This window comes from Salinivibrio sp. IB282, from assembly GCF_001995685.1.
Lineage (GTDB): Bacteria > Pseudomonadota > Gammaproteobacteria > Enterobacterales > Vibrionaceae > Salinivibrio > Salinivibrio kushneri.
Genome location: NZ_MUET01000014.1, coordinates 31,437 through 54,160, shown reverse-complemented (window position 1 = coordinate 54,160; position 22,724 = coordinate 31,437). Strand labels below are relative to the sequence as shown.

Annotated in this window: 23 protein-coding genes; 2 read left to right on the top strand and 21 right to left on the bottom strand. The window is 51.8% G+C overall.

Going from position 1 to position 22,724, the window contains the following annotated elements:
* Window positions 1–845, top strand: an 845-nt coding sequence (gene xseA, locus BZG14_RS04895; protein ID WP_077608137.1) for an exodeoxyribonuclease VII large subunit, incomplete at its 5' end; no start/stop codon positions are given.
* Window positions 846–1,246: 401 nt separating this feature from the next.
* On the opposite strand, the gene der is transcribed toward xseA, so the two are convergent.
* The 19 genes from der to trmJ form a co-directional block, all read right to left on the bottom strand.
* The gene (der, locus tag BZG14_RS04890) at window positions 1,247–2,752 is read right to left on the bottom strand and encodes a ribosome biogenesis GTPase Der (RefSeq protein WP_077608136.1); all 1,506 of its coding nucleotides are present in this window, start codon (window positions 2,750–2,752) and stop codon (window positions 1,247–1,249) included.
* Between the two features lie 93 nt (window positions 2,753–2,845).
* Window positions 2,846–4,003: an outer membrane protein assembly factor BamB gene (gene bamB, locus BZG14_RS04885; protein WP_077608135.1), complete on the bottom strand. Its 1,158-nt coding sequence runs from the start codon at window positions 4,001–4,003 to the stop codon at window positions 2,846–2,848.
* A 9-nt stretch (window positions 4,004–4,012) separates the two neighbouring features.
* The gene (locus BZG14_RS04880; protein WP_077608134.1) at window positions 4,013–4,606 is read right to left on the bottom strand and encodes a YfgM family protein; all 594 of its coding nucleotides are present in this window, start codon (window positions 4,604–4,606) and stop codon (window positions 4,013–4,015) included.
* A gap of 11 nt (window positions 4,607–4,617) precedes the next feature.
* Window positions 4,618–5,886 (bottom strand): histidine--tRNA ligase, encoded by a 1,269-nt coding sequence (hisS, locus tag BZG14_RS04875; protein WP_077608133.1) that lies wholly within the window; start codon window positions 5,884–5,886, stop codon window positions 4,618–4,620.
* A 52-nt stretch (window positions 5,887–5,938) separates the two neighbouring features.
* Window positions 5,939–7,066 carry a flavodoxin-dependent (E)-4-hydroxy-3-methylbut-2-enyl-diphosphate synthase gene (gene ispG, locus BZG14_RS04870; RefSeq protein WP_077608132.1) on the bottom strand — a complete coding sequence of 376 codons (1,128 nt, stop codon included), beginning with the start codon at window positions 7,064–7,066 and terminating at the stop codon, window positions 5,939–5,941.
* A 15-nt stretch (window positions 7,067–7,081) separates the two neighbouring features.
* Window positions 7,082–8,080 carry a cytoskeleton protein RodZ gene (rodZ, locus tag BZG14_RS04865; protein ID WP_077608131.1) on the bottom strand — a complete coding sequence of 333 codons (999 nt, stop codon included), beginning with the start codon at window positions 8,078–8,080 and terminating at the stop codon, window positions 7,082–7,084.
* Complete coding sequence (pilW, locus tag BZG14_RS04860; protein WP_069363247.1) at window positions 8,070–8,825, bottom strand: type IV pilus biogenesis/stability protein PilW; 756 nt, start codon at window positions 8,823–8,825, stop codon at window positions 8,070–8,072. The genes rodZ and pilW overlap by 11 nt, the downstream gene beginning before the upstream one ends.
* Window positions 8,826–8,849: 24 nt before the next feature.
* Window positions 8,850–9,971 (bottom strand): bifunctional tRNA (adenosine(37)-C2)-methyltransferase TrmG/ribosomal RNA large subunit methyltransferase RlmN, encoded by a 1,122-nt coding sequence (locus BZG14_RS04855; protein WP_069363248.1) that lies wholly within the window; start codon window positions 9,969–9,971, stop codon window positions 8,850–8,852.
* A gap of 248 nt (window positions 9,972–10,219) precedes the next feature.
* Window positions 10,220–10,648 (bottom strand): nucleoside-diphosphate kinase, encoded by a 429-nt coding sequence (ndk, locus tag BZG14_RS04850; RefSeq protein ID WP_069363249.1) that lies wholly within the window; start codon window positions 10,646–10,648, stop codon window positions 10,220–10,222.
* A gap of 149 nt (window positions 10,649–10,797) precedes the next feature.
* Window positions 10,798–12,093, bottom strand: coding sequence for an aminopeptidase PepB (gene pepB / locus BZG14_RS04845; protein WP_077608130.1), 1,296 nt, complete (start codon window positions 12,091–12,093; stop codon window positions 10,798–10,800).
* 201 nt (window positions 12,094–12,294) lie between these two features.
* Window positions 12,295–12,495, bottom strand: coding sequence for a Fe-S cluster assembly protein IscX (gene iscX, locus BZG14_RS04840; protein WP_046075004.1), 201 nt, complete (start codon window positions 12,493–12,495; stop codon window positions 12,295–12,297).
* A 29-nt stretch (window positions 12,496–12,524) separates the two neighbouring features.
* Window positions 12,525–12,863 (bottom strand): ISC system 2Fe-2S type ferredoxin, encoded by a 339-nt coding sequence (gene fdx / locus BZG14_RS04835; protein WP_069363251.1) that lies wholly within the window; start codon window positions 12,861–12,863, stop codon window positions 12,525–12,527.
* A gap of 2 nt (window positions 12,864–12,865) precedes the next feature.
* On the bottom strand, window positions 12,866–14,716 hold the full coding sequence (hscA, locus tag BZG14_RS04830) for a Fe-S protein assembly chaperone HscA (protein ID WP_077608129.1): 1,851 nt from the start codon (window positions 14,714–14,716) through the stop codon (window positions 12,866–12,868).
* Window positions 14,717–14,759: 43 nt separating this feature from the next.
* On the bottom strand, window positions 14,760–15,272 hold the full coding sequence (gene hscB / locus BZG14_RS04825; RefSeq protein ID WP_069363253.1) for a co-chaperone HscB: 513 nt from the start codon (window positions 15,270–15,272) through the stop codon (window positions 14,760–14,762).
* Between the two features lie 13 nt (window positions 15,273–15,285).
* Window positions 15,286–15,609: an iron-sulfur cluster assembly protein IscA gene (iscA, locus tag BZG14_RS04820; RefSeq protein ID WP_046075008.1), complete on the bottom strand. Its 324-nt coding sequence runs from the start codon at window positions 15,607–15,609 to the stop codon at window positions 15,286–15,288.
* A 20-nt stretch (window positions 15,610–15,629) separates the two neighbouring features.
* Window positions 15,630–16,013, bottom strand: a complete 384-nt coding sequence (gene iscU / locus BZG14_RS04815; protein ID WP_069363254.1) for a Fe-S cluster assembly scaffold IscU — start codon at window positions 16,011–16,013, stop codon at window positions 15,630–15,632.
* A 53-nt stretch (window positions 16,014–16,066) separates the two neighbouring features.
* The gene (locus tag BZG14_RS04810) at window positions 16,067–17,281 is read right to left on the bottom strand and encodes an IscS subfamily cysteine desulfurase (RefSeq protein ID WP_069363255.1); all 1,215 of its coding nucleotides are present in this window, start codon (window positions 17,279–17,281) and stop codon (window positions 16,067–16,069) included.
* A gap of 30 nt (window positions 17,282–17,311) precedes the next feature.
* Window positions 17,312–17,833, bottom strand: a complete 522-nt coding sequence (iscR, locus tag BZG14_RS04805; protein WP_077484560.1) for a Fe-S cluster assembly transcriptional regulator IscR — start codon at window positions 17,831–17,833, stop codon at window positions 17,312–17,314.
* Window positions 17,834–17,958: 125 nt separating this feature from the next.
* On the bottom strand, window positions 17,959–18,720 hold the full coding sequence (trmJ, locus tag BZG14_RS04800) for a tRNA (cytosine(32)/uridine(32)-2'-O)-methyltransferase TrmJ (protein WP_077484558.1): 762 nt from the start codon (window positions 18,718–18,720) through the stop codon (window positions 17,959–17,961).
* Window positions 18,721–18,942: 222 nt separating this feature from the next.
* On the opposite strand from trmJ, the gene suhB reads away from it, so the two are divergent.
* Complete coding sequence (suhB, locus tag BZG14_RS04795) at window positions 18,943–19,746, top strand: inositol-1-monophosphatase (RefSeq protein WP_077608128.1); 804 nt, start codon at window positions 18,943–18,945, stop codon at window positions 19,744–19,746.
* Window positions 19,747–19,901: 155 nt separating this feature from the next.
* On the opposite strand, the gene secF is transcribed toward suhB, so the two are convergent.
* Together secF and secD are read right to left on the bottom strand one after the other, a co-directional pair.
* A complete protein-coding gene (secF, locus tag BZG14_RS04790; protein ID WP_077608127.1) occupies window positions 19,902–20,849 on the bottom strand; it encodes a protein translocase subunit SecF in 948 nt (315 codons plus the stop codon).
* A 12-nt stretch (window positions 20,850–20,861) separates the two neighbouring features.
* The gene (gene secD / locus BZG14_RS04785; RefSeq protein WP_077484554.1) at window positions 20,862–22,715 is read right to left on the bottom strand and encodes a protein translocase subunit SecD; all 1,854 of its coding nucleotides are present in this window, start codon (window positions 22,713–22,715) and stop codon (window positions 20,862–20,864) included.
* Window positions 22,716–22,724 lie beyond the last annotated feature (9 nt).

The following is a 22,724-nucleotide window of genomic DNA, read 5'->3' as shown; positions in this document are numbered from 1 at the left end:
ACCCCACGCTGGTACAAGGGCAAGAGGCGGCGGTTTCTATTGCCCAAGCCATAGGACGCGCGAATACGCGCAACGAGTGTGATGTGCTGATTGTTGGCCGTGGCGGCGGCTCACTCGAGGATTTATGGTGCTTTAATGAAGAAATTGTCGCCCGTACTATCGCCGCCAGTCAGATCCCCATCGTCAGCGCCGTGGGCCATGAGGTCGATGTCACCATTGCCGACTTTGTTGCCGACGTGCGCGCGCCGACGCCATCAGCCGCCGCGGAATTAGTGAGCCGTGACCTCAGTTATCGCTTGCAGCAATATCAGCAGCGCGAGCAAGCGCTCAAAAACGCGATCGGCACCCTCTTGTATCGCCAGCAACGGGCACTGACGCAGCACGAACACCGTTTGTCGCATCAGCACCCTCGTCGGCGTTTGCAACAGCAAAGTCAGCATATTGATGAGCTACAACGACGAATGCACCAGGCACTCACTAGGCAGTTTTCACGGTACAGCAGCCAACTGAACACGCTAGATACTCGATTGCAGCGCATGACGCCTGACCGTCGTATTCAGCAACATCAGGGTCAATTGGCGCAATACCATCAACGCCTCACCCACGCGATGGACTCGCACCTGTCCCATGCGCAACAGCGACTCGCGACCTTGGTCGCCACCTTAGATGCGGTCAGCCCACTTGCCACCCTTTCTCGCGGCTATTCAATTAGCCGTGATAGTGATGGACACATCGTCACTAACATCAACCAGCTCAAAGAGGATGATACCTTACACACCCAGCTCAGCAACGGCGATGTCACCAGCGTGGTACAACAACGACACCCGCATCAATCTCCTGATTAAACTCTGCACAACAGACATCTGACCGATCAGTAAGCGATCGCGCGATCTGGGGGTTTATTCCCCCTGATCAGCTTCCTACCCTGAAAAGAATATTTATCAATACACTTCCCGAAAGCATAAGTTACATGTTCTGCATTTGGATTTATGGAAGGATAAAAATCTAAATGATGTTTTATTACAGCCTAGATCCAGAATAATCAAAAAGTGTGATGTAGAAAGGGGTGTCGATTTTACCACCGCTCAAAACCTGAGCGGCAGCGCAATGGACTAGGATCTAAGACAACAGATAAACGCGCCCATTAACGTGATTTAGATCACTTTTATTCGGTTACGGATCCCAACAGAGATCGGGCTCGCCATGTCGCGATCAAAAAAGCCCAGCATCGCTGCTGGGCTTTCTATCACTTCTTATTGCGGTTTTTCACCATATCCATTAAGCGTTTACGCTGACGGGATTGAGATAATGTCAGCTTTTCTTTTTTCCCCTCATAGGGGTTTTCGCTGTTTTGGAATTGGATCTTTATTGGCGTGCCCATAATATCCAGGGTTCGCCGATAGTAATTCATCAAATAACGCTTATAAGWATCTGGTAGCTCTTTGACCAAGTTACCATGAACCACCACAATCGGTGGGTTGTAGCCTCCTGCGTGCGCATATTTGAGCTTCACCCGACGTCCACGGATCATCGGTGGTTGATGGTCATCTTGCGCCATTTTCAAAATGCGGGTGAGCATAGCGGTTCCAACACGTTTTGTCGCTGACTGATACGCCTCTTGAATCGACTCAAACAAGTGACCGACCCCGGTGCCGTGCAACGCAGAAATGAAATGCACACGGGCAAAGTCGACAAACCCTAAGCGGCGATCAAGCTCTGACTTCACACGCTCTTTCACTTCACTGTCCAAGCCATCCCACTTGTTGACCGCCAAAACAATCGAGCGCCCAGCATTCAGTGCAAAACCAAGCAAGCTTAAGTCTTGGTCTGAGATATTCTCGCGTGCGTCGATGACCAATAACACCACGTTGGCATCTTCAATCGCCTTGAGGGTTTGGATCACCGAGAATTTTTCTACCTTGTCGGTCACTCGTTTACGACGTCGCACCCCGGCGGTATCAATCATCACGTATTCGCGACCATCACGCTCCATGGGAATGTAAATCGAGTCGCGGGTTGTGCCAGGCATGTCATAAACCACCACGCGCTCTTCACCAAGCATGCGGTTCGTCAGGGTTGATTTACCCACATTGGGCCGGCCAATGATCCCAATTTTAATCGGTAGCGATTGTAAGTATTCATACTCGCTTTCCGCCTGCTCTTCGGTTTTAACCGCGTCTTCGCCACTGTCGAGCGTATCGGCTTCCTCGGTCAAATCGATCACGCCTGCTTGCGCATCGTCCTCGTCAGCTGACACTTGCTCCACCAAAGGCGTCAACGCACGATTAATCAGGCCGCTAACACCTCGGCCATGCGCGGCAGCGATCTGGAACATGTTATCCATGCCTAACTGCCAAAAATCAGCCGTCGCCGTGTCTGGATCAATACCATCYACTTTGTTCACCACCAAGAAGGTAGTTTTTTCACGGGTACGAATATGTCGAGCAATATCCTGATCCGCTGGGGTCAGACCGGCTCGACCATCGACCATAAACAGCACGACATCGGCTTCTTCAATCGCCGCCAGCGACTGCTCTGTCATCTTGGTTTCTACACCTTCTTCGGTGCCGTCAATGCCGCCGGTGTCAATCACGATAAATTCGTGATCATCTAGCAATGCCTTGCCGTATTTTCGATCCCTGGTCAGTCCCGGAAAATCCGCTACTAATGCATCGCGTGTGCGGGTAAGACGGTTAAAGAGCGTCGATTTTCCCACATTCGGGCGCCCCACTAGGGCTATAACAGGAATCATGTAGACCTCTTCTTTTCATTCGCTTTATTAATAAACAAGGCTCCCGACTGTCTTGGCAGCCAGGAGCCTAAAAATAGAACTGGATGGCTTCGCTTACTCGATACTCAGCTTTCTCAGTTGACCATCACGGGTGACCACAATATAGCCATCATCGGTTTGTACCGGTGCAACTGCAATCCCATTCCCTTCTAGAGATTGTTGCGCGACAAAGTCCCCCGTTTGCGGGTCAAGCCAGTGCAAGTAGCCTTGGCTGTCGCCGATCACCAGATAGCCGCCGCTTGCCGCTGGCGCGGTTAAGATACGGTACGCTAACTGTGTATTGCGCCACTTTTCTAGGCCGTTACGTGCATCTAACGCAACGACATTATCTTTATCATCAATAAGATAAATACTATTGCCTGCGACGAGGAAGTCTTTGGCAGAGGAAAAGTCCCGCTTCCACGCCGCTTTCCCGGAGCGCAAATCAATAGAGACTAATTGGCCATTATAGCCTACTGCATACAAACGGTCGCCATCGATTACTGGGGTCGCATCCACATCCACTAAACGGTCAATCTCGGTCGCCCCTTTTGGGGTCGAGATAGGGATCTGCCATATTGAGCGGCCGTTTTCGATCATGGCAGCGCCTAAGCGTCCATTGGCCATCCCCCAGAATACCCCGCCGGAAATAGTCACTGGCGCACTTTCACCGCGCAAGCTCAAGTTCGGCACATCATTAGCGTTATTCCACTGTGGCTCGCCCGATTCTGCATCCAGTGCCACTAACTCACCACGGCTGGTATTAACGATCACCAACCCAGCTTCCACCAAAGGCTTGGCCAGTACTTCACCATTCACGTTCTGTTGCCAAACCCGCTCGCCGGTTTCGGCATCCAGTGCGTAAACTTGACCGGTTTCGCCACCCACATACACTTTGCCGTATGAGGCGCTCAAGCCGCCAGAAAGCAACGCCGGTGTCTCGGTTTGTACCGACTGTTGCCAGACAGCGTCACCGCTTTCTAGATCAAAGGCGGCGACTAAACCTTGGCGGTCCGCCGCAAACACTTTGTCATACGCCACTGTAGGCTGAAGCGCGGAATAGTATTGGCCGACCCCGTCACCCACTTGTGCCTGCCAATGCTGGGTTGATGAAATCTCATTGGTCACTGAAGGCAGTGGCGCCATTTGCACCACATCTTCTTCACCGGCACAGCCTGCCAGTATCGCCATGGTCGTGGCCATTGCAGCCATACGCCATAATCGTTTTTTCATACCACGACCTTATTGACTCAGATTATCAAGCTTCATGTTAACGGTTGGGCTTTCCGCCGCCGCCAATGACGCTGCATACGCGTCTCGCGCTGCCTGCTTGTCGCCCTGACGAAGCAAGACGTCACCACGGATCTCTGCCACTTTCGCCGTCCAACTTTCGGCGGTCACTTTGTCGAGTTCGTTCAATGCGGCTGAATAATTTTCCAACTCTGCCTCAACGCGCGCCAGTCGTGTGGTGACGAGTCCATACAGGGCGTCATCTTTCACGGCTTGCTGCGCGTTTTTGAGTTGCGCCTGGGCACTGTCCAGCTCTCCTTGCGCAACATGCTTTTGCGCCAGCTGTAATGCCGCCAAGGCACGATAACCTTCATGGCCTTCTAGCTCGCTCAGTGACACGGTATCACCGCTTTCAATGCCACTTACTACCTGTTCATATTGCTGCGAGGCTTGCGATTGGTTCGCCAGTTGCTGTGACTGGAAATAACGCCAACCATATAACGCACCCAAACCGACAACGGCACCGATTACAACGGCCTTACCATTGTCTCGCCACCACTTTTTAATGGCTTCAACCTGCTGCTCTTCTGTGGTGTAGACGTCCACGTTCTGTCCTCTTAAATCAATGCTTTTAGTGACGCGGCGATCTCATCCTGATTCAGTGTTTGTTGCTCGCCGCCTTTCAAATCTTTTAACGCCACTGTGCCGTTGGCGACTTCATCTTCGCCCAACACCAGCGCCACAGAGGCGCCGACTTTGTCCGCGCGCTTAAACTGTTTCTTAAAGCTACCACCGCCGAAGTGCGACATCACACGTAGCCCTGGCACCTGCTCGCGTAAGCGCTCCGCCAGTTTCATCCCCACAGCCATGGCACCTTCGCCGGCTGTGACCATATACACATCCACGGCCGGGCGGACATCATCTTGGTTAAGGTTTTCCAGCATTAGAACCAGACGCTCTAAGCCCATTGCAAACCCAACAGCAGGGGCTGCCTTGCCGCCGAGTTGCTCAACCAAGCCGTCATAACGGCCACCACCGCACACCGTGCCTTGCGCCCCCAAGCTATCAGTGATCCACTCAAACACGGTCCGGTTGTAGTAGTCGAGACCACGTACCAAACGGTGGTTTACTTGGTATTCGATACCTGCCGCGTCCAAGAGTTCACACAAACGCGCAAAATGCTGTTTTGATTCGTCATCCAGGTAGTCACCGAGCTGAGGCGCATCCACTAGAATGGCTTGGATGTCTGCGTTTTTGGTATCCAGCACGCGCAATGGGTTGGTCTGCATGCGGCGCTTGCTGTCTTCATCTAACACAGATTCGTGTTGCATCAAAAAGTCCACCAGCGCTTGACGATAATTCGCACGCGCTTGTGGTGAGCCGATTGAGTTAAGCTCCAATCGCACATGTTCCGCAWTGCCCAGCTCGCGCCACATACGTGCGGTCATCATGATTAGCTCAGCATCCACGTCTGGGCCATTGAGGCCAAAGACTTCCACACCAAATTGATGGAACTGGCGATAACGGCCTTTTTGCGGACGCTCGTGACGGAACATTGGTCCGATGTACCAAAGACGATGCTCTTGGTTGTACAGCAGACCATTTTCAATCCCGGCTCGGACGCAGCCCGCTGTCCCTTCAGGGCGCAAAGTGAGACTGTCACCATTGCGGTCATCGAAGGTATACATTTCTTTTTCGACAACGTCTGTCACTTCACCAATGGCACGGCTAAACAAATGCGTCGCTTCCACAATAGGCATGCGAACTTCACTATAGCCGTAAGCGCTCACTACGTTTTTAATGGTAGATTCGAGCTTTTGCCATAAAGGAGATTGAGACGGGAGGCAGTCATTCATGCCTCGAATTGCTTGAATTGTTTTAGCCACGTTAACTTCCGTTACCGAAATGATATAAAAGGGGAGAAGGCCGCCTAACGGCTTAGCCTTCTTGATCGATTTGAGACACCTTGATGCGGTTGCGTTCATCCATCATGGCCGCTTTGGCGCGGATTTTGGCCTCCAGCTCATCCACCAAGTTGTCGTTATTAAAGCGCTCTTTTTGGCGTTTACCATCGAGGTAATAAGCGCTGCGCTTGTTACCCCCTGCCAAGCCGAGGTGAGACGCTTCGGCTTCACCTGGGCCATTGACCACACAACCAATCACAGAGACATCCATTGGGGTCAGTATGTCTTCCACGCGCTGCTCGAGCGCATTAACCGTACCAATCACATCAAACTCTTGACGCGAACAGCTCGGACAGGCAATAAAGTTCACACCGCGAGAGCGGATACGCAGTGATTTAAGAATATCGAAACCAACTTTGATTTCTTCGACCGGATCGGCGGCGAGTGATACACGCAAGGTATCACCAATACCTTCCGCTAATAGCATCCCTAAACCCACCGATGACTTAACCGCACCAGCACGCACACCACCGGCCTCGGTGATACCAAGGTGAAGGGGCTGATCGATTTGCTGCGCGAGTTTGCGATAAGACTCAACCGCTAGGAATACATCTGACGCTTTCACACTGACTTTAAATTGGTCAWAGTTAAGACGGTCAAGGATATCGACATGACGCATCGCCGACTCCACCAAAGCGTCGGGCGTTGGTTCCCCGTATTTTTCTTGCAGATCGCGCTCCAGTGAGCCGCCATTCACACCAATCCGGATTGGAATGTTTTTGTCACGTGCGGCATCCACCACCGCCCGAATGCGCTCTTCTTTACCAATATTCCCTGGGTTGATACGCAAACAGTCGACACCATACTCCGCCACTTTTAGTGCAATGCGGTAGTCAAAGTGGATGTCTGCTACTAAAGGGATCGAGGTTTGCGCTTTAATCTCTTTAAACGCTTCCGCCGCGTCCATAGTGGGTACCGAGACCCGAACGATATCTGCCCCCACTCCTTCTAGCGCTTTGATTTGCGCCACAGTGGCGGCCACATCTGTGGTTCGCGTGTTGGTCATAGATTGCACGGCAATCGGCGCGCCATCACCAATCGGCACATTGCCGACATTGATGCGCGTTGACGGACGACGTTTGATGGGTGTTTCGTTGTGCATATCGACGTTCTCTGATTACTGCGGAAGGCGCAACCGAGCTACTTGGCCGGTTGGGAAGCCATCAAGATCAATGTTGTCGCCATTAAAGGTGATTTTCACCACGCTGGGCGCACCCAATACCAATTGATACGGGATGTCACCCGTTAAGGTCACTTGCTCACCCTCAGATTTTATCCCGGTTGCCAGTCGTTCGCCATTGGCATCTCGCACATCTATCCAGCAATCACCACTAAAGGTCATCACTAGACGATTATTGACCGTACTGGCGGGGGCTTCATCCTCAGACGCTGGCGCTGGTTGTGCCTCAGGTTCAGTTTGCGTCATCGCCTCGTTCGTTTGCCCCGGCTCAACCGCCGTGGCTGATTCTGGCTCCGTCGACACTGAGCGGTTCTCCTGATTAGATACCGGCTCGTTCGCGGTATCTTGTGTGTCAGTTTCTTGTAACTCCGCCCCTTGTGAGGCCGTCGAATCTGTCATCGCAGGCTCGGCCATCGCCGGTGCCTCTGCGGCAACCATCGCGCTATCTTGCTCTGATGGCGTAGTGACAAGTTCATCCGCTTGCTGGCTATCCAGCTGTGTCGGCACAGACGTCATAGCCTGCTGGTTTTGCCAATACCATACCCCCGTGATCCCGACCGCAATAGCGATGATCACCCAAGACAACCACATCAGGCGGCTTTCACTTTTTTGCCGCCGTGTTTTGCGCGAGAAGCTTTGCATTTTTTGTACGGTGGCCGTACTGCTTGCTTCCATATTGCTATTACCTAAAAGCTGATCTGCGTCGATTTGCATCAGCTTGGCATAGGATCGCAAATAGCCACGTGTAAACGTGGCCAATTGATCCATGTCCGGATTGTTTTGTTCAAGATCCTCAATGACGCTGACCCGCAACCGAAGTCGGTCAGCCACATCTCGAACACTCCAGCCCATTTTCTCTCGCGCTTGCTTTAATACTTCCCCGGGCGCAGGTTGGGTATCAGATTGCGCTTGTTCTTCCGTCTGTTCAGTATTCATTCGCTAGGTACAATTGATATTCTTTGGATTCTGGAAACCGTTGCGCCAATCGCTGAGCGTCATGGGCAGCTCGCTCCGTGTAGCCTTGTTGCTGATACGCTTTCACTAGCAATAACAGTCCGGCAGGCTGAACACCAACACGTTGGTGGAGCCGCTTGATACGTGCGACGGCCTCTGCCACTTGCCCGGTATCTATTTCTAATTTGGCAAGTTGTAAACCAGCACGGACATTCAGCGGGTCGTGATCAACCGCTTTGCTAAACAAGGCTTTTGCGCGTTCTACGTGGCCAGCTTTTAGCTGACAAAACGCCGCGTTTTCATAACTGTCTGACACACGATGATAATACGGTTGCACGACTGCTTGCAAAAATGCGTCATTCGCCGCGGCAAATCGCTGTTGTTCGCACAAGAAAACACCGTAATTGTTATACACATCACCTTTTTCAGACGCTTGCGCTAACGCTTGTTGATATAAGCGATCCGCTTTGTCGTTTTCACCGACACGTTGTTGATAATACGCCATCGACAGCGAGGTGCGATAGTAGTTAGGCGCATATTGGCGCGCTTGCTGCAAGTTTTGCTGCGCTTGTTGATAGCGATCACTGTTTAGATAGCCTAATCCCAGTGCAATGCGCGCCTCTGCGGCTTGAATCTTATCAAATTTCGTCTCGCTGTGCGGCGAGCCTGACGATGAACATCCAGCCAACGCCATCAGCACGCCCAATACCCAAACCGTTTTTGTCATGCCATCCCCTTGTCACCCTCTCAGTTAGACGGGTCGAACAGGGATTACCTCCTGTGCGCCCAGTCGCTTCTCGGCACGCTTGGTTCGGTCGACAATGTCACCGGCAAGTTGACCACATGCTGCGTCAATGTCATCGCCCCGTGTTTTACGTACCGTCACCGTAAAGTCGTATTCCATTAAGGTTTTCATAAACCTATCAATACGAGAATTGCTCGGCTTGTTGAATGGCGATCCAGGATACGGGTTAAATGGGATCAGGTTAATCTTCGCTGGGGTGTCTTTTAATAGCTCTGCGAGTTGGCGCGCATGCTCCATATAGTCATTGACATGATCAAGCAAAATATATTCTACCGTCACACGGCCGCGGTTAGCATTTGAGGTTTCAATATAACGGTGTACCGCATCTAAAAAGGCCTCAATATCCCAACGATCGTTAATCGGCATAATTTGGCTACGCAGCTCATCGTTCGGCGCATGCAGTGAGATCGCCAGCGCGACATCGATTTTGCCAATCATTTGCTCCAGGCCAGAAACCACGCCAGATGTCGACACGGTGACTCGGCGCTTAGATAAGCCATACGCATTGTCGTCGAGCATCAAATTTAGTGAAGGGAGCAGGTTTTTCATGTTGAGCAGCGGCTCTCCCATGCCCATCATCACCACGTTGGTGATCGGACGACGACCCGTCTCTTTCTCAACGCCAATCTCTTTTGACGCACGCCATACCTGTCCGATGATCTCAGACACACGCAAGTTGCGGTTAAAACCTTGCGCTCCGGTTGAGCAGAACTTGCAATCAAGCGCACAGCCTACCTGAGAGGAGACACACAGGGTCGCGCGGTCATCTTCGGGGATATACACGGTTTCCACGTCTTGACCACCCACACGCATTGCCCATTTGATGGTGCCATCTTGAGAGTAATGCGCTTCACTGACTGCTGGGGCTTTAATTTCTGCCACCCGCTTGAGCTTCTCACGCAACTTCTTGTTGATGTTGTTCATTTCATCGAAGTCGTCGCAACCAAAGTGATACATCCACTTCATGACTTGGTCAGCACGGAAGGCTTTTTCGCCGAGCTCATCAGCGAAGTAGGCACGCAATCCTTGCCTGTCAAAATCAAGCAGATTAACTTTCTCTGTCGTCATTGGGGGTTGCCTCGTAAGAACTAGCTAGGTGGTAAGACTGAATCATCGCCTCACGCGTGCCGATACCTGACCTTGATCATAGCCAATATATCACCTCGGGACGCGCTTAAGGCGCGAAATTGTACAGGCTTTGGATCACAGTTTCCACTCTCTAACCGCGGGGTTATTCAATGTGGTCGTCTGATATCGATAGGCAGAAAAAAAGAGGCTAATGCCTCTTTTGGAAGATTAAATAGCAGGTGCTTGATTTAGCAGCGAGGATGAATTTCATCCGCGGTGAAAAAGTACGCAATTTCGCGCTCTGCCGACGCTGGGCTATCAGAACCATGCACCGAGTTGTATTGCATGCTTTCCGCATAGTCAGCACGCAAGGTGCCGCAAGCTGCTTCTTCTGGGTTGGTTTTTCCCATCAACTCTCGGTAGCGGCTGATCGCGTGCTCGCCTTCGAGTACTTGCACCATGATAGGGCCTGATGTCATGAACCCAACCAGGGACTCAAAGAAAGGCTTCCCTTGATGTTCGGCATAAAATCCTTCTGCCTGCTCTTTGCTAAGATGGAGCATTTTCGCCGCCACGATACGCAAACCTGCACTTTCGATACGCTGATAAAGCGTGCCAATTAAATTACGCTCTACGGCATCAGGTTTAACGATAGAAAAAGTGCGTTCAATGGTCATTCGCTTGTCCTTTCACTGTCTGAATCTCGCCCGCTAGGGGCAACAACGCGCCTACCCTAGCAAATTTCGTCCTCTGTCCCTATGACCAATCGGGTGAAGCGTTAACTCACACAAAATTTTGTTAACCTTTCACCCGACGTGTCGAAGGTTTATTTCGCTTGGTCGAGCAATACACGCGCCAAGGTTTTCACGCCCATGCCAGTCGCACCAACAGCCCACTTGTCGTTGGCCGCTTTACGATAGGTGCCCGAGCAATCAACGTGCATCCATCCTTTTTGGTAGTCTTCTACAAAATAGGAAAGGAATGCTGCTGCGGTGCTCGCACCCGGCATATACGCCCCCATTGACGCATTGGCGATATCGGCAAACGAAGAAGGAAGTAGCTGACGGTGGAACTCCGCCAGAGGCAATGGCCACATGCCCTCGCCTTCTTTTTGCGCCGCATCAAGCGTGCGATGGGCGAGCTCATCATCAAAACTAAACAGGGCGTGGTAATCGTTACCCAGTGCCGCTTTTGCCGATCCGGTGAGCGTGGCGCAATCAATCAGCAGTTCAGGTTTTTGCTCGCTGGCATACATCAAGCCATCAGCGAGTACCAAGCGCCCTTCCGCATCGGTATTGAGCACTTCAACCGTCACACCATTTTTGTAAGTAATGATATCGCCCAGTTTGTAAGCGCTGCTTGAGATCATGTTCTCGGCACAGCAAAGCACCAATTTAACGCGCTTATTCAACCCTTTGGCAATTGCCATTGCCAGTGCTCCGGTCGCCGTCGCTGAACCGCCCATGTCCGCTTTCATGGTGGTCATAAAGTCAGAGCCTTTAATGCTGTAGCCGCCAGAATCAAAGGTGATCCCTTTACCCACCAAACACGCATACACAGGCGCGTCCGGATCCCCTGTCGGGTTATAGTCAAGTTGTAACATGGTTGGCTTGCGCGCGGAGCCACGACCGACGGTATAAATGCCGTTCCAGCCTTTCTCTAATAAATCCGTGCCCGAGATGATTTTATAAGTGACCTGATCGGGTGCCATGGATTTCACAAATTCCCCCGCACGTGCCACCAGCTGATGCGGGCCGACTTCTTCTGCGGTTTGGTTGATGATATCGCGCACCCAGTCACCTACGGTTTGTCGAAGCTCGAACTCTTGCGTATCGTCCTCGTTCAACACGGTCTGCGTAAAGGCGACCTTATTCTTGGGCCCGCGAAGCCCTTGGTAAAATGCCCACACTAATTCAAGATCCCAATGCTCCCCGGTCAAGCTCAGAGCCGGGACGCCTTGCCCTTCAAGCTTGCGCGCCGCTTGTTGTACCTTGTCTCGCTGATTGGCATCGTTGGAGGCATGGATCACCGCTTTGTCGGTGTCAAAAGAGACCAGCGCATTATCGCCCCACTGTGGCGCCGCCGGTTGATGCGACAGAATAACCTTTAATGTATCTGACATGTTGCACTCCTTGTACTGTCTCGCTGCTTTTGCTGTACAGCGTGTCTCACTGAGCCCTCAGGCAAACGCCTGGACGCCTCAGCAATATGAAAAAAGCGAGCCTATTGGCCCGCTTTGAATGTATGTTTTATTGGCCACGGGTACTGTGCCGAGCCGGTGACGATAACACAAGCATCATCAATCACTCACGAGAGCTAGCCCTCAGTCTCGCTCATCCATCCAGCACATAATGATCGCCTCGAGAATGCGTTCATTGGAACGCTCAGGATCATCATCAAAATCATCCAACTCGGTGATCCACTGATGTAAATCGGTAAAGCGAACCGTTGTCGGATCCACATCTGGGTAGGCGTCACAAAGCTCAATAGCAATATCGAGTGAGTCTGTCCATTTTAAGCTCATCTTGCTTCTCCGTCCGTTGCAGCGTTAGATTAATGATTTTCGGCTGCGTGATTCAAGGTATAGCGCGGGATCTCTACCACCAGATCTTCGTCGGTAATTTTGGCTTGGCAACCCAAGCGTGACTCCGGCTCAAGCCCCCATGCCTTATCGAGCATGTCATCTTCAAGCTCATCGCTTTCATCCAATGAGTCAAACCCCTCACGGATCACCACATGGCAGGTGGTACACGCGCAAGACTTTTCACACGCGTGCTCAATGCCAATGCCATTTTTCAACGCCACATCGAGGACAGTTTCCCCTTCTTTCCCTTCCAGTTCCGCACCTTCTGGGCATAGCTCGTGGTGCGGCAGAACAATAATCTTAGGCATGATTACACCTCATCAATGGATTGGCCGGCCAACGCATTGCGAATCGATTGATCCATGCGGCGTGCCGCAAAAGTCTGGCTGGCTTTGTCTAATGCTTTGATCCCGGCTTCAATGGCGGCGCCATCATTGCCGTTGCGCAAGGCAATCAAGGCTTCTATTTCTTTCACCAACGCTTGCTGCTCGTCAGCATTGAGCAGGTTATCCCCGTCTTGTTGCATAGCAACTAGCAAGCCTTCGATCACACGATCGGCTTCCACACGCTGCTCCGCCAAGTAGCGGGCATCTTTGTCTTCTTCCGCGTGGGTAAATGACGACTTGATCATGGTGGCAATCTCGTCATCACTCAAGCCATAAGAGGGCTTCACTTGGATAGACGCTTCCACTTCGGTGGACTTTTCCATCGCCGTCACGGACAACAAGCCATCAGCGTCCACTTGATAGGTGACGCGAACATGGGCCGCCCCCGCCGTCATCGGTGGGATGCCTTTGAGGCTAAAACGTGCTAATGAGCGGCAATCGTCCACCATTTCACGCTCACCTTGTACCACATGCACTTTCATGCCGGTTTGGCCATCTTTAAACGTGGTGAATTCTTGGGCTTTTGCCACAGGAATGGTGGTGTTGCGTGGGATAATTTTCTCCACCAAACCGCCCATGGTTTCAATACCAAGAGAAAGCGGGATCACATCCAACAACAACATGTCAGAGTCTGGCTTGTTACCCACCAAAATATCGGCTTGCGTCGCGGCACCAACGGCCACCACTTTATCGGGATCGATGCTGGTCAAAGGTTCACGACCGAAAAACGAGCCAACCTGTTCACGTACAGCGGGCACTCGAGTCGAGCCGCCCACCATCACCACTTCCAGCACTTCATCAGCACTGACACCGGCATCTTTCAGTGCACGGCGACATGACATCAAGGTTTTCTTAATAAGTGGGGCAACCAGTTGATCGAACGTTTCACGGCTCAGCTCGCCTTGCCAGCCCAGCACATCGATGGACGCGCTGTCAGCAGAAGAAAGGGCAATTTTCGCCTGCGTCGCCGCGTGCAGCACGGTGCGGCGCTGATCGCCACTGAGAGTGTCAAACCCGGCTTGCTCACAAATCCATTGCTCGAGCAGATGATCAAAATCATCACCGCCCAACGCGGAATCGCCACCGGTCGCCATCACTTCAAACACGCCCTGAGACAGGCGTAGAATCGAGATATCAAAGGTGCCGCCGCCCAAATCATAGACCGCAATCACCCCTTCTTGGCCTGAATCAAGACCATACGCAATCGCTGCAGCGGTAGGCTCGTTAAGCAAACGCAGGACGTTGAGGCCCGCCAGCTTCGCCGCATCTTTGGTCCCCGCACGCTGTGCGTCATCAAAATAAGCGGGCACGGTGATCACCACACCTTCAAGCGCGTCGCCCAAACTTTTTTCCGCACGTTCGCGCACAGTGCGTAAGATATCGGACGAGCCTTGCACCGGATTAATCGCGCCACGACGGGTTTCCACTTGTGGCAAGCCATTTTCGGTTTGTGAAAACTGATAAGGAAGTTGCGGATAACGCGCTTGCACATCGTCTAATGAACGTCCCATCATGCGTTTGACAGACACCAAGGTATTGGCGCTATCCGTTTGCACATACGGGAGGGCATCATAGCCCACGGAAATGGCATCATCACCATAATGGACCACAGAAGGGATCAGTGGCCGATCTTGCTCGTCGTTCAAGGTGGTTGCGGTACCGCTTCGTACCGTGGCCACCAAGGTGTTGGTGGTACCCAAATCGATGCCGACCGCGTGCTTGTGCTCATGCGGCGCGGCACTTTGACCGGGCTCTGAAATTTGTAACAGTGCCATGTCTAATCCTTAAACTTTACTGCGTTGACAGGCGAAAGGGCGATCAACTCATCAGCTGATCTTCGACACGCTCCACTTCATGGCGAAGCTTTTCTGCGAACTTGAGTTTGCGCACAATCACGGCGGCCTCTAGCCACTGTGACGCAGCCAATGCCTGTTTAACCTCGAGAATCAATGTGTCGTAGAGCGACTGGGCTTTTTCACCAAAATCAAACAGCGCCGCTTCATCTTGATTATCGGTAATCGACTCGAGTTCTTCACGCAACGTCATTTGCTGCATCAGAAACTCAGGATCCTGCATGGTTTGCTGTTCGTCTTTTAAGTCAATGCCTTGCAACGTCAGCATATACTCAGCGCGTCGAACCGGATCTTTTAACGTCTGAAACGCGTCATTTACTTGCGATGCTTTCTGTACCGCCTGCAGACGGGTTTTCTCGTCTTGGCTGGCAACATTATCGGGATGGTACTGGCGCTGCAATTCCCGAAACGTTGAAGAAAGCGAGCTACCGTCCAGCTCAAACTGATACGGTAGCTCGAAAAGTTCAAAATGATTCATGTGCTCTCACGGATTACACGTTGAAGCTTTCGCCACAACCACATTCACTACTCACGTTAGGGTTGTTGAATTGAAAACCTTCATTCAAGCCTTCTTTGACAAAATCCAGCTCTGTCCCTTCGAGATAGAGCAGGCTCTTACCATCGACGATTACCTTGACATCATCGTACTCAAAAACCTGATCGCCTTCTTGCAGCTCATCCGCAAATTCGAGTACATAGGCCATGCCTGAACATCCTGACGTTCTCACACCTAGGCGCAAGCCAATGCCTTTGCCGCGGTTATTGAGAAACGCTCTGACGCGATCTGCTGCCGCCTGAGTCATGGTAATAGCCATATATCAACAACCCCTTCGTTTTACTGCTGGTGTTTTTTCTTGTAATCACTGACCGCTGCTTTAATGGCATCTTCCGCCAAGATTGAGCAGTGCACCTTAACCGGTGGCAGCTCTAGTTCTTCAGCGATCTCAGAGTTTTTGATCGCCGCAGCGTCGTCAATCGAGCGGCCTTTCACCCACTCGGTAACCAGCGAGCTCGAGGCAATTGCCGAGCCGCAGCCGTAGGTTTTAAACTTGGCGTCTTCAATGATGCCTTCGTCATTCACCTTGATTTGTAGCTTCATGACGTCGCCACACGCAGGGGCACCGACCATGCCATTACCAATCGATGGGTCGCCTTTCTCAAACGAGCCAACGTTACGTGGGTTTTCGTAGTGGTCAATTACTTTATCGCTGTAAGCCATAATCGTTTCCTCAATATGATTGCTCACTGTTGCCAGCTGGCGCGTTATTCGAGTTAGTGGTGCGCCCATTCAACGGTACTTAAATCGATACCGTCTTTGTACATGTCCCAAAGTGGTGACATTTCACGCAGCTTGTTGACTGCTTCACGCACTTTCTCAATCGCATAATCCACTTCTTCTTCGGTCGTAAAGCGACCAAATGAGAAGCGCAGCGAGCTATGTGCTAGCTCATCGTCGCGTCCAAGCGCACGAAGCACATAGGAAGGTTCTAGGCTTGCTGAGGTACACGCAGACCCTGACGATACCGCCAGATCTTTCAGTGCCATCAGCAAAGACTCGCCTTCAACAAATGCAAAGCTCACATTTAGGTTATGTGGAACACGCTGCTCCAAATCACCATTGACGTAAACTTCTTCTAAATCTTTCACGCCTTCGTAAAAGCGGTTGCGCAGCGCCAGTGCATGCTCAAAGTCTTTTTCGCGCTCTTCTTTGGCGATACGGAATGCTTCGCCCATGCCCACGATTTGGTGGGTTGGCAATGTGCCTGAACGCATGCCACGCTCGTGACCACCACCATGCATTTGCGCTTCAATGCGCACGCGTGGCTTACGGCGAACGTACAAAGCACCAATGCCTTTCGGGCCATACGCTTTGTGTGCGCTGAACGAGATCAAATCGATTTTCATCTCTTTGACGTCCAATGGCACTTTACCCACTGACTGTGCCGCATCGACGTGGAACATAATCTTGCGTTCGCGGCAAAGTTCGCCAATCGCAGAGATATCTTGAATCACGCCAATTTCGTTGTTCACGTGCATGATTGACACCAAAATCGTGTCGTCACGCATGGCTGCGTCGAGCTTCTTCAGATCAACCAAGCCATTTTCTTCCGGCTCAAGATAAGTCACCTCAAAGCCTTCACGCTCCAATTGACGGCAAGGGTCAAGCACGGCTTTATGCTCGGTCTTGCAGGTAATAATGTGCTTGCCTTTCTTGGAGTAGAAATTAGCAATACCTTTGATGGCCAAGTTGTCTGACTCAGTCGCCCCAGAGGTAAACACGATCTCACGCGGGTCAGCATTGCAGTAGTTGGCAATGTTCTCACGTGCTGTATCAACCGCTTCTTCTGCTTGCCAGCCAAAGCGGTGTGAGCGAGAGGCCGGGTTACCAAAAAACCCGTCCATAGTCAGGTACTGACTCATTTTCTCAGCAACGCGCGGATCGACCGGACACGTGGCTGAATAATCAAAATAAATGGGCAATTTCATTTTTTTCTCCAATTACACCGACATTGGTCATCAGGAGCGAACGTTCACGCCTATGGTGGCGCTATTTTGTTTGACCTTCGAGCTAAATGTATTTCTGGGCGCCAATGAGGCATCCAGTTTAGCGTCCTGACGATCTGCTACTTGCTTCACTTCATTATCATGCATCAGCTCACCGAGCGTGATGTCGTTTAAAAATCCGCTAATTCGGGCACTTAAGTCGTGCCACAGAGTATGTGTTAAACAACGGGTGCCGCCTTGGCAATCCGCTTTACCTTGGCACTTGGTCGCATCGACAGATTCGTCAACAGCTGCGATCACCGCACCCACGGCAATATCATTAGCTTCAATGCCAAGACGGTATCCGCCACCAGGGCCTCGTACACTGCTGACTAAGCCCGACTTGCGGAGCCGTGAAAAAAGTTGCTCAAGATAAGACAGGGAAATGCCTTGACGCTCAGAGATGTCCGCCAGTGGTACAGGACCCTGCTCGGCATGAAGCGCCACATCGAGCATGGCGGTAACCGCATAACGGCCTTTCGAAGTCAATCTCATAACACGCTACCTGTGGTGAATAGATGCTCAGATAATTACATACCTGAGTAATTTGGTCAAGTATTTACCTGAGTATTTTTGTCAGGTTTTCACCCTAAGTTACGCATGCTCGGTTGAAAGGATCACTAAGCGCGATGATTATCGGTATTTTGCTCGCTCGATGCCGCTTGTTGGGTCACTTTTTCGATAGATGACAGCACCCCCCGTAAAATATTTAACTCTTGGCTCTCGAGTCGCGCGCGGTTAAAGAGCCGACGTAACTTGGTCATTACCATCCCGGGATGCTGAGTACGAATAAATCCGGTTTTGGTCAGTACGGTTTCTAGGTGCTGATAAAACCGTGCAAGCTCTTCATTTAACGGGTAGGTTTGTTCAAGCGTGGGACCTTGATAGGCTTGGCTGTCTAACCAAGCGACGCGCATTTCATAGCACAGGGTTTGTACCGCCATCGCGAGGTTTAGCGAGCTGTAATCGGGGTTGGACGGAATCGACACATGATAATGGCAGGTCTGTAGCTCTTCATTGGTCAAGCCTGTCCGCTCGCGACCAAAGACAATCGCCACCGGGTGAGTACTGGCTTCTTCCACGGCCTTTTTACCGCATTCGCGCGCATCCAGCATCGGCCACTCAAGTGTCCGGCTTCTGGCACTGGTTCCCACCACAAGACCACAGTCTGCCACTGCCTCTTCTAAGGTCTCGACCACCCGCGCATTGTTGGCGATATCACTGGCACCAGCTGCTAACGCAATGGCTTGGCCATCCACGTCACAGTCAGGCGCGACGAGGGTCATATTGCTAAGCCCCATGACTTTCATTGCCCTCGCGGCTGAGCCAATATTTCCGGAATGGGAGGTTCCCACCAATACGACGCGGATTTGATCTAGCATGATGTTGTTTTCGTCTCTTACGCTGGGCACCCTTGGTGGGGCGAGCAGGTGTCTGTCAGATCTGCGCAGTTTATCACAGTGCAATCGATAATACTTCTCAGCTGAGCGTGTCGCGTCGCTTCACGGACATGGCCGCGGTCAAAAAATACCCACTTTCCTTTTGCTCTGGCTCTGTTATACTCCGCCCCGCTTTCGTTCTTTAACATCCGTTGGGAAAACCGTATGCATCCGATGCTAAACATCGCCGTCCGTGCTGCACGGAAGGCTGGCGATTTTATCGCTAAATCTGCAGAAAACAGAGACAACATCGAAACCGCACAAAAAGGCAGCAATGACTTTGTCACTAACGTCGATAAAGGTGCGGAACAAATCATCATCGACATCATCAAAAAGTCCTATCCAGACCACACCATCGTTGGCGAAGAGTCAGGCGTGGCTGAAGGGAAAGATAGCGACTATCAATGGATCATCGACCCACTGGATGGCACCACCAACTTCGTTAACGACTTTCCGCATTTCAGCGTGTCTATCGCGGTGCGCATTAAAGGCCGCACTGAGATCGGCTGCGTTTACGACCCTATCCGTAATGAGCTGTTCACCGCACAACGTGGTGCAGGTGCGCAACTCAACAACAAGCGTATTCGAACCGGTAGCGCCAAAGAGCTTGACGGCACTATCCTAGCAACGGGCTTCCCATTCAAAGCTAAGCAACATGCTGAAGGCTTTATGGCGGTTGTGAGCGCGTTGTTTGTCGACTGTGCTGACTTCCGTCGCACCGGCTCTGCCGCGCTCGATCTTTGCTATGTCGCCGCAGGCCGTGTTGATGGCTTTTTTGAACTTGGTCTTAAACCGTGGGATATTGCAGCGGGTGAATTGATTGCCCGCGAAGCGGGCGCGATTTGTACCGACTTTAACGGCGGAACCGACTATATGCGTAGCGGTAACCTCGTCAGCGGCGCGCCACGTGTGGTAAAAGGCATGCTGGCCAAAGTACGCGAAAACGCCCCTGAGTCGATGAAAAAGTAATGATCCCCTCTGGGAATAAAAAGCGACGCTCGATGAGCGTCGCTTTTTTTATGCATTCAAATCACCGACTGCCTCTTTGAGACACGCACCCTGTTGAGCGCTTCACGCCGATAATAGCAACATCGCCCCACCATCATGCGGGCAGGGCGAGCGTATTAAGGCATCGCGTCGAATTCTTGCCCTTCTYTTTCCACTTCTGGCACCAAGAGGTGCTCGCGTGCAATTCCCAACTTCAATGCCAGTGCGGACGCCACATAGATTGAAGAGTAGGTACCCACGGTGATACCAATCAGCAAGGCCATCGCAAAGCCGTGGATCATGGTTCCACCCAAGGTGAACAGTGCAATCACCACAAATAATGTGGTGCCCGAGGTGATGGTGGTTCGGCTTAGCGTCTGAGAGACAGACGCATTAATGATTTCATCTGACTCGCCTTTACGCAGCTTACGGAAGTTTTCACGAATACGGTCGAACACCACGATGGTATCGTTCAACGAGTACCCCACCACCGTCAGCAACGCAGCGACGATGGTCAAGTCCACTTCGACTTGGAACAAGGAGAAAATCCCCAAGGTAATGATCACATCGTGCGCCAGTGCCATCACCGCGCCAGCCGCCAAACGCCACTCGAAACGGAACGACACGTAGATCAGGATACAGACCAGCGCGATAATAATCGCCAACCCACCCGCTTCGGTCAGCTCGTCACCCACGTTCGGGCCGACAAACTCGATGCGGCGCATTTCTACCTGGTCACCCGTACCTGCTTTGATGGCATTGAGCACCTCGTTACCGAGGTTCTCACCTTCCATGTCATCACGCGGACGCAGGCGCACCATCACATCAGTGGCACTACCGAAGTTTTGTACCACGGCATCATCGAAACCGTCAGCCGCCAGTGACTCACGAATCTGCGGTAAGTCAGCGGGCTGTTCAAAGCCCACTTCAATCAAGGTACCGCCGGTAAAGTCGAGCCCCCAGTTTAACCACTTAGTGGATAGGGTCACCACAGACGCGGCAATCATGGCGATGGACAACACGAAGGCCAATTTAGACCAACGCATAAAGTTGATCGACATGTCCGGTTTAAATATTTGAAACATGCTTGGACTCCCTTAAATCGACAGTTTCTTGACGCGCTTACCACCGTACACCAGGTTAACCAGTGCACGCGTACCAATGATGGCGGTAAACATCGAGGTCAAAATACCGATCGACAGTGTCACCGCGAAGCCTTTTATCGCGCCCGTTCCCACAGCAAACAAGATGATTGCGGTGATCAGCGTGGTGATATTGGCATCGGCGATGGTACTAAACGCGTTAGAATAGCCACGGTCGATTGCATGTTGAGGATTACGGCCTTCGTGAATTTCTTCACGAATACGTTCAAAAATCAGCACGTTGGCGTCGACCGCCATCCCCACTGTCAAGACGATACCGGCAATACCAGGCAATGTCATGGTCGCCCCTGGGATCAGAGACATAATACCGATGATCAATATGATATTGGCGAGCAAGGCACAGTTGGCAAAAACACCAAAGCGACGATAGTAAATCAAGGTGAAGATCATCACCGCCACCAAGCCCCAGATACAGGCTTGCACACCCATGTTGATATTTTGCTGACCCATTGATGGACCAATGGTGCGCTCTTCAACAATCGAGATAGGCGCAATCAAGGCCCCCGCACGCAGCAGTAGCGCCAAGTTGTGAGCTTCAGCGGCAGAGTCGATACCGGTAATACGGAAGTTACGTCCCAAAGCGGACTGGATCGTGGCTTGGTTAATCACTTCTTCGTGTTTTTCCAAGATCACTTTGCCGTCTTCATCACGCTCGCCGCTGTCTTTGTATTCGGCGAATACCGTCGCCATCAGCTCACCAATATTGCGCTTACTGAAGTCGGCCATTTTGTCACCGCCCTCGCTGTCGAGCGAGATATTAACTTGAGGACGGCTGTATTCGTCGCGTGACGAGCTGGCGTCAGTAATGTGTGAGCCGGTCAAAATGACGCGCTTTTTCAGCACGGCGGGACGGCCATCACGGGTACGCATCAGCTCACTGCCTGGCGGTACACGACCCGCCATGGCGGCAGATAGGTCAGCGTCTTGATCCACTTCGCGGAATTCCAAGGTCGCGGTCGCGCCAAGGATTTCTTTTGCTCGCGCTGTATCCTGCACGCCAGGAAGCTCAACCACAATACGGCTTGCACCTTGGCGTTGAACCAAAGGCTCGGCCACACCCAGCTCATTAACACGATTACGCAGAATGGTAATGTTTTGCGCCACCGCGTAATTACGAATCTCTTTGAGTCGCTCTTCTTTGTACACCGCGGCTAATCGCCCTTCATCTTCATCGACAGAAAAGTTCATGTCGAGGTAGTTGTTCGAGAGCAGCTCTAGCGCTTTATTGGTGTCTTCGGCAGTACGCAGATTTACCACGACACGGGTATTATCTTCTACACGCAAGCCACGATAACGAATACGTGCTTCACGTAAGTCGGTGCGGAAGCTGTCTTCTTGTTGGGTGATCAGCTTTTCTAATGCTGCATCCATGTCCACTTCCATCAGGAAGTGCACGCCGCCACGTAGGTCGAGGCCAAGCTTCATCGGGGTGGCCCCCAGCGTATCCAGCCACGATGGCGTTGCAGGCGCTAAGTTTAAGGCGACCACATAATCATCACTGTCGAAACGCGACATCAAGGCATCACGGGCGCCGATTTGTGCTTCCGTGTCTTTAAAGCGGGCTAAGACGGTACCGTCTTCGAGCGCAATGGATTGGTAGGAAAGGTCGTTCGATTCGAGGGTCTGTTTGATGGAGTCCAACGCAGTCATATCTACCGAGGCGCCACGCGCCCCGGAAATTTGTACTGCTGGATCTTCACCGTATAAATTGGGAAGTGCATACACGATGCCAATAACCAGTGTTATTAGCACCATGATGTACTTCCACAAAGGATAACGGTTTAGCACAGCATGCAT

Coding starts and splice junctions, on each gene's coding strand:
- bamB (WP_077608135.1), bottom strand. CDS start 4,003: ATGAAAAAACGATTATGGCGTATGGCTGCAATGGCCACGACCATGGCG.
- rodZ (WP_077608131.1), bottom strand. CDS start 8,080: ATGAATACTGAACAGACGGAAGAACAAGCGCAATCTGATACCCAACCT.
- pilW (WP_069363247.1), bottom strand. CDS start 8,825: ATGACAAAAACGGTTTGGGTATTGGGCGTGCTGATGGCGTTGGCTGGA.
- BZG14_RS04855 (WP_069363248.1), bottom strand. CDS start 9,971: ATGACGACAGAGAAAGTTAATCTGCTTGATTTTGACAGGCAAGGATTG.
- ndk (WP_069363249.1), bottom strand. CDS start 10,648: ATGACCATTGAACGCACTTTTTCTATCGTTAAACCTGATGCCGTAGAG.
- pepB (WP_077608130.1), bottom strand. CDS start 12,093: ATGTCAGATACATTAAAGGTTATTCTGTCGCATCAACCGGCGGCGCCA.
- iscX (WP_046075004.1), bottom strand. CDS start 12,495: ATGAGCTTAAAATGGACAGACTCACTCGATATTGCTATTGAGCTTTGT.
- fdx (WP_069363251.1), bottom strand. CDS start 12,863: ATGCCTAAGATTATTGTTCTGCCGCACCACGAGCTATGCCCAGAAGGT.
- hscA (WP_077608129.1), bottom strand. CDS start 14,716: ATGGCACTGTTACAAATTTCAGAGCCCGGTCAAAGTGCCGCGCCGCAT.
- hscB (WP_069363253.1), bottom strand. CDS start 15,272: ATGAATCATTTTGAACTTTTCGAGCTACCGTATCAGTTTGAGCTGGAC.
- iscA (WP_046075008.1), bottom strand. CDS start 15,609: ATGGCTATTACCATGACTCAGGCGGCAGCAGATCGCGTCAGAGCGTTT.
- iscU (WP_069363254.1), bottom strand. CDS start 16,013: ATGGCTTACAGCGATAAAGTAATTGACCACTACGAAAACCCACGTAAC.
- BZG14_RS04810 (WP_069363255.1), bottom strand. CDS start 17,281: ATGAAATTGCCCATTTATTTTGATTATTCAGCCACGTGTCCGGTCGAT.
- iscR (WP_077484560.1), bottom strand. CDS start 17,833: ATGAGATTGACTTCGAAAGGCCGTTATGCGGTTACCGCCATGCTCGAT.
- trmJ (WP_077484558.1), bottom strand. CDS start 18,720: ATGCTAGATCAAATCCGCGTCGTATTGGTGGGAACCTCCCATTCCGGA.
- suhB (WP_077608128.1), top strand. CDS start 18,943: ATGCATCCGATGCTAAACATCGCCGTCCGTGCTGCACGGAAGGCTGGC.